A 16672-nucleotide genomic window follows, 5' to 3' on the forward strand; every position below is an offset into this window, starting at 1 on the left:
GAGCCTCGCCTAGACTCTCGTACCCGATGATGAACTTCCCTGCCTGGACCCACGAGGCCGACGATGCGACGCTCAACCGCCGCTTCGGAGCCAGCACCGTCGCCCGGGGCAGGCAGTACGCCAATCTGGGCAGGGTCGGGGCAATCCAGGTTTCGGGGCACCTGGCCACGGCCCCCGTCCGGGGCAGCGGCTACCGCAGTTACGTCACTTCGGTGAGCGCCGCCTCAGGGATCGGATCGCTGCGCGGCACGTGCAGTTGCCCGGTGCGCCAAGACTGCAAGCACTGCGTCGCCCTCATCCTGACCATGCGCTCACCCGAGAACCACCACACGGCACCCACCTGGCAGCAGGTGCTGGCGCCGTTCAACGGCACCGGCACCGGCTCGGGTCACAGCCTCGGGCTACAGGTCGACGACGAGGAGTCGTCCCCGACCCTCAGGGCAGTGCGGCGTGGCACGCGCGGGAACTGGGTGCGGGGCGGCGCCTCCTGGGACGACCTGGCCCGATCTTCCTCCGATTTCGCCCCGGACCAGCGCGATGCGCTGCTCGCCCTGCTCGCCACGCGCCCGCACCAACCTGGCCGAAGCCGCACCGACGCCCTCCCCCTCGGTGAACTACCACCTAGCGCCTGGCTGGCCCTGCGTCGGGCGGTCGGGGCCGGTGTCGTCCTGCTCCCAGGCACGTCACTCACCGGTCGGGACTTGCCCGATCCGGTCCTGGTCGGTGAGAGCTACGTCCCCATCGTCAGGGTGGCGTCAGGGCAGGACGGCGCGCTCCGGATCGATCCGATGGTGGAGACAGCGGAGTTCGGGGAACTCTGTCTCCCAGCGAAGGCCTACCTGGGTCGACCGGCTCACGGAGTGGCGTTCACCAGGGACGGAACCCTCTACCTCGCTCCCCTCTCACGCCCCCTCGACACCGCCGAGCAGCCGCTGTTCCAGCAGGGCGGCGTGGAGGTGCCGTCCAGCGACGTCGCCGAGTTCGCGCTGCGCTTCCTACCCCGTCTCCGCACCCGGCTGAGGGTGGACGTCGATGCAGGTCTCGACCTGCCCGAGCCGAGCCCACCGCACCTGCTCTGCCGGGTCGAGTTCCGCAGCACCTCCGCGTCGGTGCACTGGGGATACCGTTACCGCCTGGGAGGAAAGACCATCGATGTCGGCCTCGCGGCGAACGAGGGGCAGCCTGCCAGGGATCACCTCGCCGAGCAGGCGTTGCACTCCATTGCCCCGGACGGGCCGTGGAAGTCCGCAGGCGAACTGTTGCCCGCCTTCCTCACCGGCCGCAGCCTCATCGAGTTCGTGTCTGTCGCGTTGCCTGCGCTGCACTCCGACGAGCGGGTCGACGTCGAAACCAACACCGAGGCCCCCAGCTACCGGAAAGCCGAGGACGCCCCGGAGGTCCGACTCAGCGTCGGCGAGTCCCCGATGGCCGGTGACTGGTTCGATCTGCACATCGACATCACGATCGACGGCGAGGCGGTACCGCTCGGCGACCTGATGCGGGCCCTCGCCTCAGGCGATGACCACCTGCTGCTGGAGTCGGGAACCTGGTTCGATCTCGACACCCCTCAACTCGCCGAGCTCAGGCAATTGATCGCCGAGGCGCGGCTGCTCGCCGACCCCGACGGAGAGGAAGACGCCCTCGGACTCCGCCCGGAACACGCAGGCCTCTGGGACGATCTGGCCAGGCTGGGCATCGTGACCAGCCAGGCCGACTCCTGGCGAGAGTCGGTCGACGCCCTCCTCGACCCGGCAACGCTCCCGGACGAACCGGTCCCTGCGGGCCTGGCTGCGAAGCTGCGGCCCTACCAGGAGACCGGATTTCGCTGGCTGAGGTTCCTGTGGCGCGCGCGGCTCGGCGGCATCCTGGCCGACGAAATGGGCCTCGGCAAAACCGTGCAGGCGTTGGCCGCGGCACAGGCCGCCTTCGAGGCCGGCGAGTTGAACGAGCCGATGCTGGTGGTCGCCCCCACCTCCGTGATCGGGACCTGGGCCAGCGAGGCTGCCCGCTTCGCTCCAGGCCTGAAGGTCGTCGCCGTCTCCGCGACTGAGGCCAAGCGTGGCGAACCGCTGGACGCGACCGTCGGGGACGCGCAGATCGTCATCACCTCCTACACGCTGCTGAGGCTCGAGGCGGACGCCTACCACGACCTGACGTGGTCGGCGGTGCTCCTCGACGAGGCCCAGTTCGTGAAGAACCACACCGCAAAGGCGCACCACGCGGTCCGGGTGCTGAACGCACGGGTGAAGGTGGCGCTGACAGGTACCCCGCTGGAGAACAACGTCATGGATCTCTGGTCCCTGTTGTCGATCACGGCGCCTGGGCTGTTCCCCGATCCACGGGCCTTCACCGCCGACTACCGGCGCCCGATCGAGTCCGGCGATGAGGAGACCCTTTCGAGGCTGCGTCGTCGCATCCGGCCGCTGATCCTGCGTCGGACCAAGGCCGCGGTGGCCGCCGAGTTGCCCGAGAAGCAGGAACAGCTCGTGCCGGTCGAGTTGTCGCCCGGGCACCGCCGCATGTACGACCGGTACCTGACCCGGGAACGGCAGAAGGTGCTGGGGCTGCTGGGCGACCTGCAGCGCAACCGGATCACGATCCTGAGTTCGCTGACGATGCTGCGTCAGCTGAGCCTTGCCCCCAACCTGGTCGATGCGCAGGCCGCCCACGGGTCGGCCAAGATCGACGCGCTCATCGAGATGCTCGGGGAGGTGGTGGCCGAAGGACACCGGGCCCTCGTCTTCTCGCAGTTCACCGGATTCCTAGCCCTCGTGCGGGAACGATTCGCGAAGGAGGAGATAGCCTACGAGTACCTCGACGGCCGCACACGCGACCGGGCGGCCCGGATCGAGGCCTTCCGGGAGGGCGACGCGCCCGTCTTCCTGATCAGCTTGAAGGCGGGCGGGTTCGGGCTGACGCTCACCGAAGCCGACTACGTCTTCATCCTCGACCCCTGGTGGAACCCGGCCACCGAAAACCAGGCCATCGACCGGGCGCACCGGATCGGCCAGGACAAGCCGGTCAACGTCTACCGGCTCGTTTCCTCCGACACGGTCGAAGACAAGGTGGTTGCGCTGCAGCAACGCAAGCGCGACCTGTTCGACTCCGTCGTAGGAACCGGTTCTGACGCGGGCGCACCGCTCAGCGCTGACGACATCATGGGCCTGCTCGGCCCGTGACCCCCACCCGTTCACTCATGGAGGAACGGGCAGATCCAAGGTGCCCAGCCCCGGGTCATAGAATGGGCCGGACGCCCACGAGAATCCAAGGAAACCATCCAAGTGCCTGAAACGCTGCCACTTAGGCGAGTCGTCATCCGATTCGCCGGCGACTCCGGCGATGGAATGCAGCTGACCGGCGACCGCTTCACAGCGGAGACCGCGCTCTTCGGCAACGACATCGCGACCCTACCCAACTTCCCCGCCGAGATCCGGGCCCCACAGGGCACTCTGCCAGGGGTGTCGAGCTTCCAGCTCCACTTCGCCAGCTTCGGGATCGTGACCCCCGGAGACGTTCCGGACGTGCTGGTCGCGATGAATCCAGCCGCGTTGAAAGCGAACCTCCGGGATCTGCCGCGCGGCGGGGTGATCGTGGTCGACACCGCCGACTTCACCAAGCGCAATCTCGCCAAGATCGGTTGGGCGTCGAACCCGCTCGAAGACGGCAGCCTGACCAACTACTCGGTGCACGCGATCGACCTGACCGGCCTCGCCACCGCGGCGGTCTCCGAGTTCGGGCTCAGCCGCAAGGACGCGTCACGCACCAAGAACATGTTTGCGCTCGGGCTGCTGAGCTGGCTCTACTCGCGCCCGACGGACGCCACCTTCCGGTTCCTGGGAGAGAAGTTCGCCAAACTCCCTGTGATCCGTGACGCGAACATCGCCGCCTTCAAGGCCGGCTACGCCTACGGTGAGACGACCGAGGTGTTCGAGGTCCAGTACCAGGTACCGCCCGCCCCGATGCCCAAGGGCCGTTACCGGCAGATCACCGGTAACCTGGCCACCGCCTACGGTCTGATCGTCGGGGCGCAGAAGGCGGGGATGCGGCTGTTCCTCGGGACCTACCCGATCACACCCGCCTCCGACATCCTGCACGAGCTTTCGAAACGCAAGGACGTCGGCGTCATGACGTTCCAGGCCGAAGATGAGATCGCCGCTGTGGGCGCGGCGATCGGTGCTTCCTTCGCGGGCTCGCTCGGCGTGACGTCGACCTCCGGCCCCGGTGTGGCGCTGAAATCCGAGGCGATCGGGCTCGGGGTCATGACCGAACTACCGCTGGTCGTCGTCAACGTCCAGCGCTCCGGCCCATCAACGGGCATGCCGACCAAGACCGAACAGGCCGACCTCCTGCAGGCGCTCTTCGGCCGCAACGGTGAATCCCCGGTGCCGGTGCTTGCCGCCAAGTCGTCGACCGACTGCTTCGACACGGCGGTGGAGGCGTGCCGGATCGCGGTGAAGTACCGCACCCCAGTGATCATGCTCTCCGACGGCTACCTCGCCAACGGGGCCGAGCCGTGGAAGATCCCGAACCTGGACGACATCGAGCAGATCGAACCCGGTTTCGCCACCGAGATCAACGGCGAGATCAACGGCAAGCCCCATTTCATGCCCTACGATCGCGACCCCGAGACGCTGGCGCGCTCGTGGGCGATCCCCGGAACCCCGGGTCTCGAGCACCGCATCGGCGGCATCGAGAAGGCGGCGCTGACCGGAAATGTGTCCTACGACCCGGACAACCACGAGCTGATGACCCGCACCCGGCAGGCGAAGATCGACGGCATCGTCCGCGACATCCCCGATCTGGAGGTCGACGATCCCAGTGGCGAGGCGAGGGTCCTGGTGCTCGGCTGGGGGTCGACGTACGGCCCGATCGACGCCTCTGCCCGCCTGGTCCGCAAGACCGGCAGAAACGTGGCGACCGCACACCTGCGTCACCTGAACCCGATGCCGGCCAACCTCGGTCAGGTGCTGACCGCCTACGACCGCGTCCTGGTGCCCGAGATGAACCTCGGACAACTGGCGACGGTGTTGCAGGCCCGCTACCTGGTGCCCGTTTCCAGCTATTCACGGGTCCGTGGCCTGCCGATCTCGATCACCGAACTTGAGTCAGACCTGATCTCCACGATCGACGCCCTCCAGGAGGAGAACCGATGACCGCCCCGACCGGCCTCGCCGGAGTCCCGCTGAGCATTGAGCCACTCACCAAGAAGGACTACACCAGCGACCAGGAGGTGCGTTGGTGCCCCGGCTGCGGTGACTACTCGATCCTGGCAACCTTCCAGTCGATGGTCGCCACGCTCGGGATCAAGCGTGAGAACACCGTCATCGTCTCCGGTATCGGCTGCTCCTCCCGCTTCCCGTACTACGTGGACGCCTACGGCATGCACTCCATCCACGGGCGCGCCCCCGCGATCGCCACGGGAGTAGCCATGACCCGGCCCGACCTGAACGTCTGGGTCGTCACCGGTGACGGGGACGCGCTGTCCATCGGCGGGAATCACCTGATGCACGCGCTCAGGCGCAACGTGAACATGACCATCATGCTGTTCAACAACCGCATCTACGGGTTGACGAAGGGTCAGTACTCACCCACATCCGAAGTGGGCAAGATCACGAAGTCGACACCGTTCGGTTCCCTGGACACCCCGTTCAACCCGATCTCTTTGGCGATCGGCGCCGAAGCGTCGTTCGTGGCGCGCAGCATCGACTCCGACCGCAAGCACCTGACCGAGGTCCTGACCGCCGCCACAAGGCACCGCGGCACCTCACTGGTAGAGATCTACCAGAACTGCCCGATCTTCAACGACGACGCCTTCGAGACCCTGAAGGGCCCGGAAGGTGCCCTCATCTCGCTGCGCGATGGGGAGCCGGTTCTGTTCGCCGGTGGTGAGTACTGCGTCATCCGCACGGATTCGGGCGAATTGAAGGTGTCGGTGACGGCCGACGTGGATCCCGCCTCGATCGTGGTCCACGATGAGACACGCGCGGACCCTTCGCAGGCTTTCGCCCTGTCGCGGTTGACCGAGCCGGGCATCCTGCAGCAGGCCCCCATCGGCATCTTCCGCAACGTCACACGACCGGCCTACGACGACCTCGTCCGGGACCAGATCACAGATGTCCGTGCGGATGACCCCACCTCGGCGCTAGCCTCTGTCATCGCCGGGGGCGACACGTGGGAGGCAGACGAGAAATGACCGGAGGGCAGCGGGACTGGCCACCAGCCATGCCCGGCGCCCAAGGTTCCGATCCCCGGGTCGCGGGGGACGACGACCCGCGATCCACGGCGACCCCTGTCCGCCCTCCCCCGCACGATGTGGTCCCGGAGGCGCCGAGATTCGACGCCGCCGGGATGCGTTCGGTGTTGACGCGGGCCAGCGACCAGAGCCGCTTCACGGCGCCAGAGATCGAGGAGGAGCGGGCCGCCAGGCCGGTTCCGTTCCGGGCGCTGACATTTGCGTTCATTGCGATCGCACTGACCGGCATCCTGATCGGCTTCGGCTACGTCACCTTCCTGCGCCCACGGCAGATCGACCCGAATGTGATCGCGAAACCAACCTCGACCGCATCGAACCAGGTGAGGGCAGAGACGCCTCAGCAGATCGTCTCCCAGTACTTCGCCGCCCTCGAAGAGGGTGACATCGAGCGGGCGTTGGCGATGGGGCCGCGGGGTGGCAACGGCTCCGAGCGGCTACTCACCCGGGCCGATTTCACGGCCACCCGTGAGCGCTCGAACCTCAATGGTGTCGAGATCCTGACGCGGGAGACGGACGCAACCCGGGTCCATGTTCGCTACCGGCTCGGCGAGCGGTCGTTCGACACGATGATCAGCCTCAACCTTCTCGACACCGGCGAGTACCAGCTGGAACGCACCACCGTGCCGATCCAGTTCGACGTGCCCGGCGGGGAGGACCTTCCGCTGATCGTCAACGGGGTGAGCCTCGACCAGGGCAAGCCCTACGAGGCGGTTCCCGGGGTCTACGAACTGACGACCGGGCTCCCGTTCATCGGCTATCCGGACACCTCCACCATCACGGTCATCAGCCTGGATGACGAGCAGAAGGCCAGCCCGGTCCCTCAGCTGACCGCTGCGGGTCTCGACGCGTTCCTCGGCGCCGCCGGCCACTCCTTGGATGCCTGCCTCGCGGCGCCCCTCAAGGCACCGCCGAACTGCCCGGTCGGCATGGACCGGGACGCGGCCATCGACGAGTCGAGCATCAGGCGGGTCCTGGACAACGACCCGTGGGCGGCGGCGCGACCGAGCCTGACCGCGAGCCACCAGACGATCGTGGAGGTCACCGTCACAATCCGGTACAAGCTGTCCTACGCGTGGCTGGCTGGCGGTGTGCAGACCCCAGGCCTCGAAGAGAAGGTCGCGACGGTCAGCGCCAACCTCCTCGTGGCCCGGGCGGATCAGGTGACGGTGACCTGGGAGCGTTGACACTTCGTGGGCGAGGTCGACCCGCATTACCCGGGGAGACCGGCGTCGGGGCCCGATGCCGTGCCACTACGCTGGCAACCATGACTGAAGCCATCGAGTTCGCCAACCAGGACGCCGCCGTCCGCCCGCAGGACGACCTTTTCCGTCACGTGAACGGCAACTGGCTCGCCACCGCACAGATCGACCCCGACAGGTCATCGGCCGGAGGCTTCGTCGACCTCACCGACACCGCGGAACGGGACGTGCATTCCCTCATCGAGGCCATCGTGGCGAAGGGTGATGGCTCCGACGACGACCGGATCGCCCGGCTCTACGCATCCTTCATGGATGAGCAGACGGTGGAGGAGCTCGGTGCGACACCGCTCATTCCCATCTTCGACGCGATCGCCGCGATCGACTCCCCTTCTGCGCTTGCCCGTCACCTCGGCTGGTCCCTGCGGCACGGGCTCAGCCCGCTGGTGGCGCTGTACGAGGAATCCGACCCCGGCAACCCGGAGCGCTACGCGGTGTTCACGGCGCAGGCGGGCCTCGGGCTACCCGACGAGGCCTACTACCGACTCGACGAGCACGCGGCCATCCGCGAGGCCTATCTCACGCACCTGCAACGCGTCTTCTCGATCGCTGGCTTCGCTGATGCAGACGAGCAGGCCTCGTCAGTCCTGGAGTTGGAGACGGCGATCGCCGCGCACCACTGGGACCGCGTGCGGTTGCGCGACCTCAGGGCGATGTACAACCCGATGACCCTCGAAGCGCTGGTGGCACTCTCACCCGGCTTCGACTGGGACTCCTACCGCGAAGGCGCAGGTATCGACGCCGCCCTGTTGGCCGAGGTGATCGTCTCGCAACCCTCCTTCCTGGAGGGCATAGCCCCGCTGGTCGCGTCACACCCGCTGGAGGCGTGGCGTTCCTGGGCCCGCTGGAAGGCCATCTCCGGGCTGTCCGGCTATCTTTCGAGCGACTTCGTCGACGCCCGATTCGACTTCTACGAAAAGACCCTCTCCGGGAACGAGGAACAGCGGCCCCGCTGGAAGCGCGGCGTCGCCCTGGTCGAGGGGGTGCTCGGCGAGGCCGTGGGTCGCAGTTACGTCGCGCTGCACTTCAAGCCCGAGCAGAAGGCCGCGATGGACGAGCTTGTCGCCAACCTGCTGCGCGCCTACCAGTCCTCTATCGAGCGGCTCGACTGGATGACCGACGAGACCCGGCAGGAGGCACTGCACAAGCTTTCGAAGTTCACCCCGAAGATCGGCTACCCGGCCAAGTGGCGCGACTACTCGTCGCTTGAACTCGGGGACGGCCTGATCGCCAACGTGCTTGCGGCCAACTCGTTCGAGCTCGACTGGACGCTCAGCCGGATCGGGCGACCGGTCGACCGGGACGAGTGGCAGATGTACCCACAGACCGTCAATGCTTATTACCATCCGCTGCGAAACGAGATCGTCTTTCCAGCGGCCATCCTGCAGCCCCCGTTCTTCAACGCCGACGCGGACGACGCCGTCAACTACGGCGCGATCGGCGCGGTCATCGGCCACGAGATCGGACATGGGTTCGACGATAAGGGCTCGACCTGCGACGGTGATGGGCGGCTGCGGGACTGGTGGCAGGCGGCCGACCGCGAGGCCTTCGAGTCGCTGGCCGACAGGCTGGTGGGCCAGTACGACGGTCTGGTCCCCGAGGGGGTCGACGGTGGCAGCGTCAACGGGAAGCTGACGGTTGGGGAGAACATCGGCGACCTCGGTGGCCTCGGCATCGCCTACCGGGCCTGGCTGCTCGCAGGAGGGGACCCCGAGGGGGAGCCGGTGGACGGGCTGACGCCTGCGCAACGGTTCTTCACAGGCTGGGCCCAGGCGTGGCGCGGCAAGCGTCGCCCTGAGGCGATGAAGGTGCTTCTGGCGACCGACCCACACTCCCCGAACGAGTTCAGGTGCAATCAGATCGTGCGCAACTTGGACGCCTTCTACGAAGCGTTCGGCATCGATGAGGAGGACGCGCTGTGGCTCGATCCCACCGAGCGGGTCACCATCTGGTGAGCCAGGTTCAGAACGGCCAGAAGACCGGCACCAGGAAGATGCCTGCCGCACCGTAGATCAGCAGGAGCGGGAGGCCGAGCTTCCAGTAGTCGCCGAAGCGGTACCCGGCGGCCTCCATCACCATGAGGTTCGCGGGGGTGGCGACGGGGGTGAGCAGCGCCCCCGCGGCGAAGACCGCGATGGCGATGAGCACCGGGGCCGGTGAGATACCCAGTTCGACTGCGGCCGCCAGACCGATCGGGATCACGATCAACGCGGTCGCCATGTTGCTGATCAGCTGACCGAGGACCGCGGTGATCAGGAAGAGGCCCGCCAGCAGGGCAGACGGCCCGAGGTCGCCCAACAGGCTGACGAGGCCGTCGGCGAGCATCTCCGCCGCGCCGCTCTTGACCATGGCGGCCGATAGCGACATCATGCCGGCCACGAGGATGACCGTGGTCCAGGAGATGCCCTTGTATGCCTCCTCGACCGTCAGGACGCGCAGCAGCACCAGCGCAAGGGCGGCACCTATTCCGACGACGGCAGAGGGCAACAGGCCGGTCGCCAGCAGCACCACCATTGCCGCAAGGATTGCGATGGCCCGCTTCGCCCCGGTACCGAGCGGCACCGCTTGGCGGCGCACTGCACCGGGGTCGTCGACGGCGATCAGGCCCTCGTCCGTTGCCGCCCGGTCGAGCGCCTCCCAGGAACCCGCCAACAGGATCGTGTCGCCGACCATCAGCTTGATCGAGTCCCGCACGTCTTGCCCCTTGCGGTGGACGGCGGTGACGACGAGTTCCCCGCTATCGGTCACCAGGCCGCGATGGACCAGGTCGCCGAGGTGGGGCGAGCGGGGCGGCACCATGAACTCGGCGGCGCCCGCGCCGCGGTGCAGCAGGTCCTGGGCTCCGACGCCGTAGTGTTCGGACAACAGTTTGCCGTGCGCCCCGAAGTCGCGCAGCTTCGTCGCCGGGGTGCGCTTCGGCACCAGCCGCGACCCGAACAGCACCGCGAACCCGATGGTTGCCAGCACAAGTGGGACACCGATCGCGCCGATGGCGAACAGTCCCAACCGGCCCCCACCTGCCTCTTCGAGGTATTCGGCGACGACCACCGTCACGGGTGATCCTGTCAGCATCAGCAGTGAACCGGCGTGGGCTGCGAATGCGGCGGGCATGAGGAGTTCGGACGGTGAGCGCTTCCCCCGGATCGCGATCACCACGATCACGGGGGTCAGCGCGGCGATCGATCCGTTCGGGCTGATCAGGGTGGTCAGCAGGGCCACGACCAGCATGATGATGGTCAGGAGCCGGGTGCGGCTGTCGCCACCGTGTTGCATCACGAGGGACCCGACCCAGGAGGTGACCCCCGTGGCGTCGAGGGCCTCGCTGATGACGAACAGGGCCGCGATGAACAGGACCGTCGGGTCGCCGAACCCGGCCATGGCCTCACCGAGGTCCAGCACCCCGCCGGCCCACAGGCTGAGCGGCACCAGGAGAGCCACCACCGCCACCGGAAGTCGGTCGATGATGAACAGGACCACCGTGGCCGCAAGGATCAACAAGGTGATGGTCGTGTCTGACACGGCGACTTTCCTTCCGGAAGCTGTGGGGTTTCGGCGCTTACTCGGCGAGTTCCTCGGCCAGCGCCTTCTCATCCTCATCTGAGAGCGACGTCTTCAGCACGGTGCCGCCGAGAGGGGCGAGCGCGGCCGAGAACTTGTCCTCGGTGAGCTTGGTGGTCATCACCACGAGGGCGGCCTTGCCAGGCACCAGCAACCCGTCGACGCGGGAGCGGAGGTCCCGGTTCACGCCGGCCTTTCCTGCGACCCCCGCCAGGGCACCCCAAGCGCCACCGATGAGCAGGCCGAGGCCTGGGACGAGGAACAGCAGACCGATGATCGCGCCCCACAGGGCACCGCCCGCGGCCGAGGCGCCGACGATGCTGCTGGGTGTGTCGATGTGCTTCTTGCCGTCCTCGTCGACGCGGACGACCGCGATTCCTGACAGCTTCACCACGAAGTCCCGCTGCAGGCCGAGCACCGTCTCCTGCGCCTTCTCGGCCGTGGCATGGTCGTCGTATCCGATGATGATGAGTTCACTCACGTTGGTTCTCCCGTTTTCGAGGCTCGCCCACGCACCATGCGTGGGTCTAACCGGTTATGGTGGCTGTCCGTGCCCGGTACGGGCATCACCCGTCATGGGTAGTTCCTACGGGACACGTGAGCAGGCACAATGGAAGCGGTCGCCCCGGCGGCGCGGCTGGGAAGGACAGCAATGGCCGGCATCGAAGTGCGCATCCTCACCGAGGGCGAACTGGACCCACAGGTGCAGGTCGATCTCGGTTCGCTGCGCCGGAAGCCCGTCCCCGGCGGCACGGCCATCACGGGCACCTGCCGCGACACTGCCGAACTTTGGGGGATGCTGGGCAGGCTCCGCCGCGCCGGGATCCGGCTCAGGTCTCTTCAGCGCCTCGCCTGCCCCCTGACGGAGCCCTCCGACGCGCACCTCGAGGTCAAGATCGAGGTCGAGGGATATGCCGCCGACGCCGTCGCCGGGTTGTCGGAGGAGATCGAGGTTTTCGAATCACCGCCGTCGACGACGCTCATCATGCAGGTCCCGGGGGAAGCGGGCCTTGTGGAGGTGCTTGAGCACCTCGAATCCCTGGCGCTGGATCTGCGCGAGATCCGGGTAGATGCCTGCTGAGGGAGCAGCCTCGGACCCACCTACGCACCCGCGCTACGATGAGCGCAACGCCGCGAGAGGGGGACGGCAGGTGGATGGGTACCGGGCGCCGCGTTCGTTCAATGAGATGCGCTTCCGTGCCCCCAACGTCGCGGAGAGGTTCGTTCCGCGTCCGCGGGTGACGGCGCTGCTGCAGCAGGCCGCCGGTCGTCCGACCATCCTCGTGACGGGCCCCGCAGGCACCGGAAAGACGTTGGCCGTCGCCGACTGGGACCGTGCCACGCGACGCGCTCGCACCGCCTGGCTGTGCCTCGACCGCTCCGATGCCACCACCGAGCGGTTCTGGGTTTCGCTGGTGTCGGCGCTCACCGTGGCCGCTCCCGATGCCATGGCATCGGTCGCGCCACCAGCCGAGCCGGAGGTTGATTTCCTGCAACGGGTGGTCGCCTTGAACGGTGGCCGGTTGCGGATCATCATCGACGACCTGCACAGGATCGACGGGGGAAGCGCCCTCGACTGGCTGGAGGACCTGGTCAACTGGCCACCGGTGGGCCTCCAACTGGTCCTGCTGACGCGCCACGAACCACCATTTCCCCTGCAGAGGTTGCAGCTGGCCGAGAAGATCAGCGATGTCCGCTCATCCCACCTGGCATTCGACGAGCAGGAGGCGGACCAGCTCCTTCGAAGCGGAGGGGTCAGCCTTGGCCGCGACGCGCTCTCCGAGTTGACCCGGTCCACCGGGGGGTGGGCCGCTGCCCTCCGCCTGGCCTGCCTGACGCTGGAGATCTCCGGCGACCCTGATCAGGTGATCGACACGTTCGGAGGCCTGGGCTTCAACATTTCGCAGTACCTGTGGGACGAGGTGCTGGAGCTTCTTCCCCCTGACTTCGGCGAGTTCCTGCTCCGCACCAGCGTCTCTGAACGGCTCTGCGCCCCCCTGGCCAGCGCCATCAGCGGAAAACCGGATGCGGACCTGATGCTTGAGGCACTCGCGCAGGCGCAACTCCTGGCCCACGAGGTCACCGATTCCGGGTGGTTCCACACCCATCCGCTGCTCACGCGGGTCCTGCGGGCACGGCTGCACACCACCAGCCCCGACACCGCCTCCCAGGCCCATCGAGGTGCCGCGCAATGGTTCGAGGCGAACGGGAGCCCCATTCAGGCGCTGGAGCACGCGATCGCCTCGGCGGATGCTGATCTGATCGGGGCGGTCGCGCTCCGAACCGGGGTGAAGACCGTCCTCAGCTCCGATCGGGATCATTTCGCGGACCTCCTGGCTACGCTGCCCGTCGCGGCGACAGGATCGCCTGAGCTCATCGTCGCCCAAGCCTTGTCCGCCTCTTTCGGGAGAGCCACTGTGCAGCCCACCGCGGCCATCGAGTTGGCCGAGGCCGCCGTCGCGAAGTTGCCGGAGCCGCGGCAGGCGGTGAGCGGGGGTGTGCTGGAACTGCTTCGGGCGCGACGGTCGTTCAGCGATTGTGACGGTCCCGCGCTGTTGGGCCATGCCGTTGCGGCCCGGGAGCGCCTTGGCACGGTCGGAGACACCGACTTCCCGACCTGGGAACTGCTGCAGACGGCCGCCCTGATTTCGCAGGGGCTCGGGGAACTCTGGGCGGGGCCGCCGCGTGCGGCTGCCGAGGTGCTCGACGTCGCGTTGAGACGCCCGGGGTACTCCACCACTTCCAAGTCCCACGCGTTGAGCGCGTCCGGCGCGATGGCCGTGGCGCTCTCACACGAAGGCAGGATCGCCCTTGCCGCATCGGCCGCGGACAAGGCCCTTGGCGTCCCTGAGGCGCCGGGAGCGGCTGTCCGCCATCACCTGCAGTGGGCGTGGCTGGCGCGCTCCGAAGCTGAGCTCGAATCTGCATCATTGGAACAGAGCAGGCGGTCCCAGGGAAGGTGCCGAAGCGTGGCGGGCGACCGTCTGCACCCATTCGTCGACATCGCGCTGGGCATCTCCACCGGGCGTCGGCTGCTGCGCACCGGGGAGTTGGACGGCGCCGAACGAGCCCTCGGTCAGGCCACGGACGCCCTCGCCGCACATCCCGGCCTTCCGGCCCTGCGTCCGTCATTGGTGGCCGCCCAGGTGGATCTCTGGTTGGCCCGCGATGAAGCGGGCCGTTGCGTCCCATTCCTCAGCCCCCACGGAGAAGACACGCTCATCGGGGAGGCCCCACCGGTCGTCAACGCGCGCGCCAGGGTGCAACTCGCGGTCGGTTGCGGCGAGCAGGTCCGAGCCACCGTCGCGCCCCTCCTGAATGGCCACGGGGTGCCGACGGTCGAAGCCTGGCTGGCTGTGGCCGCCGCCGAAGATCACCAACGCCACGACACGAGGGCCGCGGAAGCTACGGCGAAAGCCCTCGCAGTAGCCGCGCAGGACGGTGTGCGGCTGCCCTTCCTCCGCCCCGGAAACCAGTTGGCTTCCTCCCTTCGGCGTCATCTCGAGGTGCGGGGAACGAATCGCGAACTGGCCGAGTGGTCGCTGTCCACCGGTCGCTCGGCACGGGTCCCGGGGCCCAGACCGGCTGCGTTGACGGATCGTGAGTGCGCGGTCCTGCTGTACCTCCAGACCATGGCGTCGAACGCGGAGATCGCGTGTTCCCTCAACGTTTCCGAGAACACGGTCAAACAGCACCTGAAGTCGATTTACCGGAAGTTGTCGGTCAACACCAGGCGCGACGCCGTCCGAACAGCCCGGGCATCCGGGCTGTTGGACGGCCTCGACTGAGGGTCGGAATCCTCAGGCCTTGGTCAAGGTAACCGTGGTAGCACCGTCAGCTGCCGTGAGCTGCAACGTGTCGCCCTCCACCAGGTAGTTGCTGGTGCTCTCGAGCGCGGCGATGAAGGCCGCTTCCTGCACCATCGCGGCCTCTTCACAGGCCATCTGGGTGCTGCCGACGGAGTCGAACCCGATGGTGCCGTCGTCGCCCGCGGTGAACTTGCCGATGAGTCGGTTGCAGCCACCGGTTCCGGAGATGCTCCCATCCGCGGCAAACGCGAGCTCGGCGTCGGCTTCGGGGCTGACGATCCCATCACCGACGAGGTAGCCGGTCACCTTCCACGAAGTGTCGGCCAGGTCCTGCGACTGCGCCTTGAAGGTCGCCAGCGGCTCCGTCCCCGTTAGGGTCAGCGAACCATCCCCAACCTCGAAGCCGGTCGCCTCGGGCAACGCCTTCAGCAACGCCGCCTCGACAGCCATCACGTCGTCCTGGCAGGCCATCATGTTCGAAGCGATGTCCTCAGCGATGCTGAGCGATCCGGGCTCCGCGTCGTAGGTGCCGCTGAACCGGTTGCACCCGCCGGACCCGCTGACCGTCCCGTCCTCGCCGAAGCGGACCGAGACGGGTGCACCTTCGACGGGTTCAGCGCCCCCGACCTCGGTGAGCAGCCAGGTCACCCCAACGAGATCCGCGGGGTCGGACTGCGCGGAGGGCGTGGCGCTCCCGGCGCAGCCACCTAGCAGCAGGACGGCCGACAGCGCGGCCAGTGGTTTTGAAATGCGCATCACTTCTACCTTCCAATCTGCGACACATCATCGTGCCTTTCCATGATGGACGCATCCCCCGCGAGGGGTAACAGTCAGATGGTGCGCTCCACCAGGTCGGTACACACCTTCAGCAGCGCTTCCTTGGCGTCCCCTGCCGGCAGGGGTGCCAGATGGGCACGGGCCAGTTCGGCGCGGCGCTTGACCTCCTCCAACGCCCGCCCCATGACAGGATGGGCCCGAAGCGCGGAAAGCGCGCTCGCAAGCGACTCGTCCGAACTCAGGTCTCCCCCGATCAGGGCGAGCAGGTCGGCATCGGCTGGGTCTGCGTCGGCACGAAGCATCAGCACCGGCAACGTGGGGACCCCTTCACGCAGGTCGGTCCCCGGGGTCTTGCCAGTGCTTTCGGAGGTGATGTCGATCAGGTCATCCGAGAGTTGGAACACTAGCCCGACCTCCTCACCAAAGGCGGTCAGGGCGTCCAACACCTCCGGCGACGCCCCAGAAACCATGCCACCAAATCGGGCGGAGGCCGCGATCAGCGACCCGGTCTTGTCCGCTATCACATCGAGGTAATGCCGCAGCGGATCGTCGTGTTCACCGGGGCCCTTGGTTTCTGCGATCTGCCCCTGAACCAGGCGTGCGAAGGTCTCGGCCTGCAGATGTACGTATTCGACGCCGAGTTCCGCCACGGTCGTGGAGGCTCGGGCGAACAGGAAGTCGCCGACCAGGATCGCCACCGAGTTACCCCACAGCCGGTTGGCTGACGGCGCGCCACGCCGGAGGTCTGCGACGTCCATGACGTCGTCGTGGTACAGGCTGGCGACGTGGGTGAGCTCCATCACCATCGCGGCCCGCATCAGATCGTCGCGCTCGACGTGGCCGCCGAACCGCGAGGCCAGGAACACGAGCAGCGGCCGGAACCGCTTTCCGCCCGCCGAGATGATGTGGCGGGCGGCCTCTGTCACGAAGGGTGAGTTCGCGACGGCGACGTCGACCAGGCGCTCCTCGAACGTTTCGAGGAGCCCGGTCAACTGATCCTCAAGCGGGGACTCCGCCAC

General features: G+C 67.5%; 11 protein-coding genes. 7 read left to right on the forward strand and 4 right to left on the reverse strand.

All coding sequences use genetic code 11. The annotated features are described in order from the left end of the window. Positions 1 to 26: 26 nt before the first annotated feature. The 5 genes from BUC15_RS05035 (at position 27) to BUC15_RS05055 (ending at position 9464) form a co-directional block, all read left to right on the forward strand. Positions 27 to 3179, forward strand: a complete 3153-nt coding sequence (locus BUC15_RS05035; protein ID WP_175558246.1) for a DEAD/DEAH box helicase — start codon at positions 27 to 29, stop codon at positions 3177 to 3179. Positions 3180 to 3275: 96 nt separating this feature from the next. Continuing rightward, positions 3276 to 5153, forward strand: a complete 1878-nt coding sequence (locus BUC15_RS05040) for a 2-oxoacid:acceptor oxidoreductase subunit alpha (RefSeq protein WP_073186446.1) — start codon at positions 3276 to 3278, stop codon at positions 5151 to 5153. Next, a complete protein-coding gene (locus BUC15_RS05045) occupies positions 5150 to 6193 on the forward strand; it encodes a 2-oxoacid:ferredoxin oxidoreductase subunit beta (RefSeq protein WP_073186447.1) in 1044 nt (347 codons plus the stop codon). The genes BUC15_RS05040 and BUC15_RS05045 overlap by 4 nt, the downstream gene beginning before the upstream one ends. After that, a complete protein-coding gene (locus BUC15_RS05050) occupies positions 6190 to 7437 on the forward strand; it encodes a hypothetical protein (RefSeq protein ID WP_139280092.1) in 1248 nt (415 codons plus the stop codon). The genes BUC15_RS05045 and BUC15_RS05050 overlap by 4 nt, the downstream gene beginning before the upstream one ends. 80 nt (positions 7438 to 7517) lie before the next feature. Beyond that, a complete protein-coding gene (locus tag BUC15_RS05055; protein WP_073186449.1) occupies positions 7518 to 9464 on the forward strand; it encodes a M13 family metallopeptidase in 1947 nt (648 codons plus the stop codon). A gap of 7 nt (positions 9465 to 9471) precedes the next feature. Here the strand turns inward: BUC15_RS05055 and BUC15_RS05060 are convergent, their stop codons facing one another. Together BUC15_RS05060 and BUC15_RS05065 are read right to left on the reverse strand one after the other, a co-directional pair. Beyond that, a complete protein-coding gene (locus BUC15_RS05060; RefSeq protein ID WP_073186450.1) occupies positions 9472 to 11028 on the reverse strand; it encodes an SLC13 family permease in 1557 nt (518 codons plus the stop codon). A gap of 37 nt (positions 11029 to 11065) precedes the next feature. Then, a complete protein-coding gene (locus BUC15_RS05065) occupies positions 11066 to 11548 on the reverse strand; it encodes a DUF1269 domain-containing protein (RefSeq protein ID WP_073186451.1) in 483 nt (160 codons plus the stop codon). Positions 11549 to 11719: 171 nt separating this feature from the next. Between BUC15_RS05065 and BUC15_RS05070 the strand changes: the two genes are divergently transcribed. Together BUC15_RS05070 and BUC15_RS05075 are read left to right on the forward strand one after the other, a co-directional pair. Next, a complete protein-coding gene (locus BUC15_RS05070) occupies positions 11720 to 12148 on the forward strand; it encodes a hypothetical protein (protein ID WP_073186452.1) in 429 nt (142 codons plus the stop codon). Then, the gene (locus BUC15_RS05075; protein ID WP_139280093.1) at positions 12138 to 14855 is read left to right on the forward strand and encodes a winged helix-turn-helix domain-containing protein; all 2718 of its coding nucleotides are present in this window, start codon (positions 12138 to 12140) and stop codon (positions 14853 to 14855) included. The genes BUC15_RS05070 and BUC15_RS05075 overlap by 11 nt, the downstream gene beginning before the upstream one ends. Before the next feature lie 12 nt (positions 14856 to 14867). On the opposite strand, the gene BUC15_RS05080 is transcribed toward BUC15_RS05075, so the two are convergent. Further along, positions 14868 to 15632 (reverse strand): META domain-containing protein, encoded by a 765-nt coding sequence (locus BUC15_RS05080; RefSeq protein WP_073186454.1) that lies wholly within the window; start codon positions 15630 to 15632, stop codon positions 14868 to 14870. A 74-nt stretch (positions 15633 to 15706) separates the two neighbouring features. Next, positions 15707 to 16672 carry a polyprenyl synthetase family protein gene (locus BUC15_RS05085; RefSeq protein WP_073186455.1) on the reverse strand — a complete coding sequence of 322 codons (966 nt, stop codon included), beginning with the start codon at positions 16670 to 16672 and terminating at the stop codon, positions 15707 to 15709.

This window comes from Tessaracoccus bendigoensis DSM 12906, assembly GCF_900141915.1.
Classification (GTDB): domain Bacteria; phylum Actinomycetota; class Actinomycetes; order Propionibacteriales; family Propionibacteriaceae; genus Arachnia; species Arachnia bendigoensis.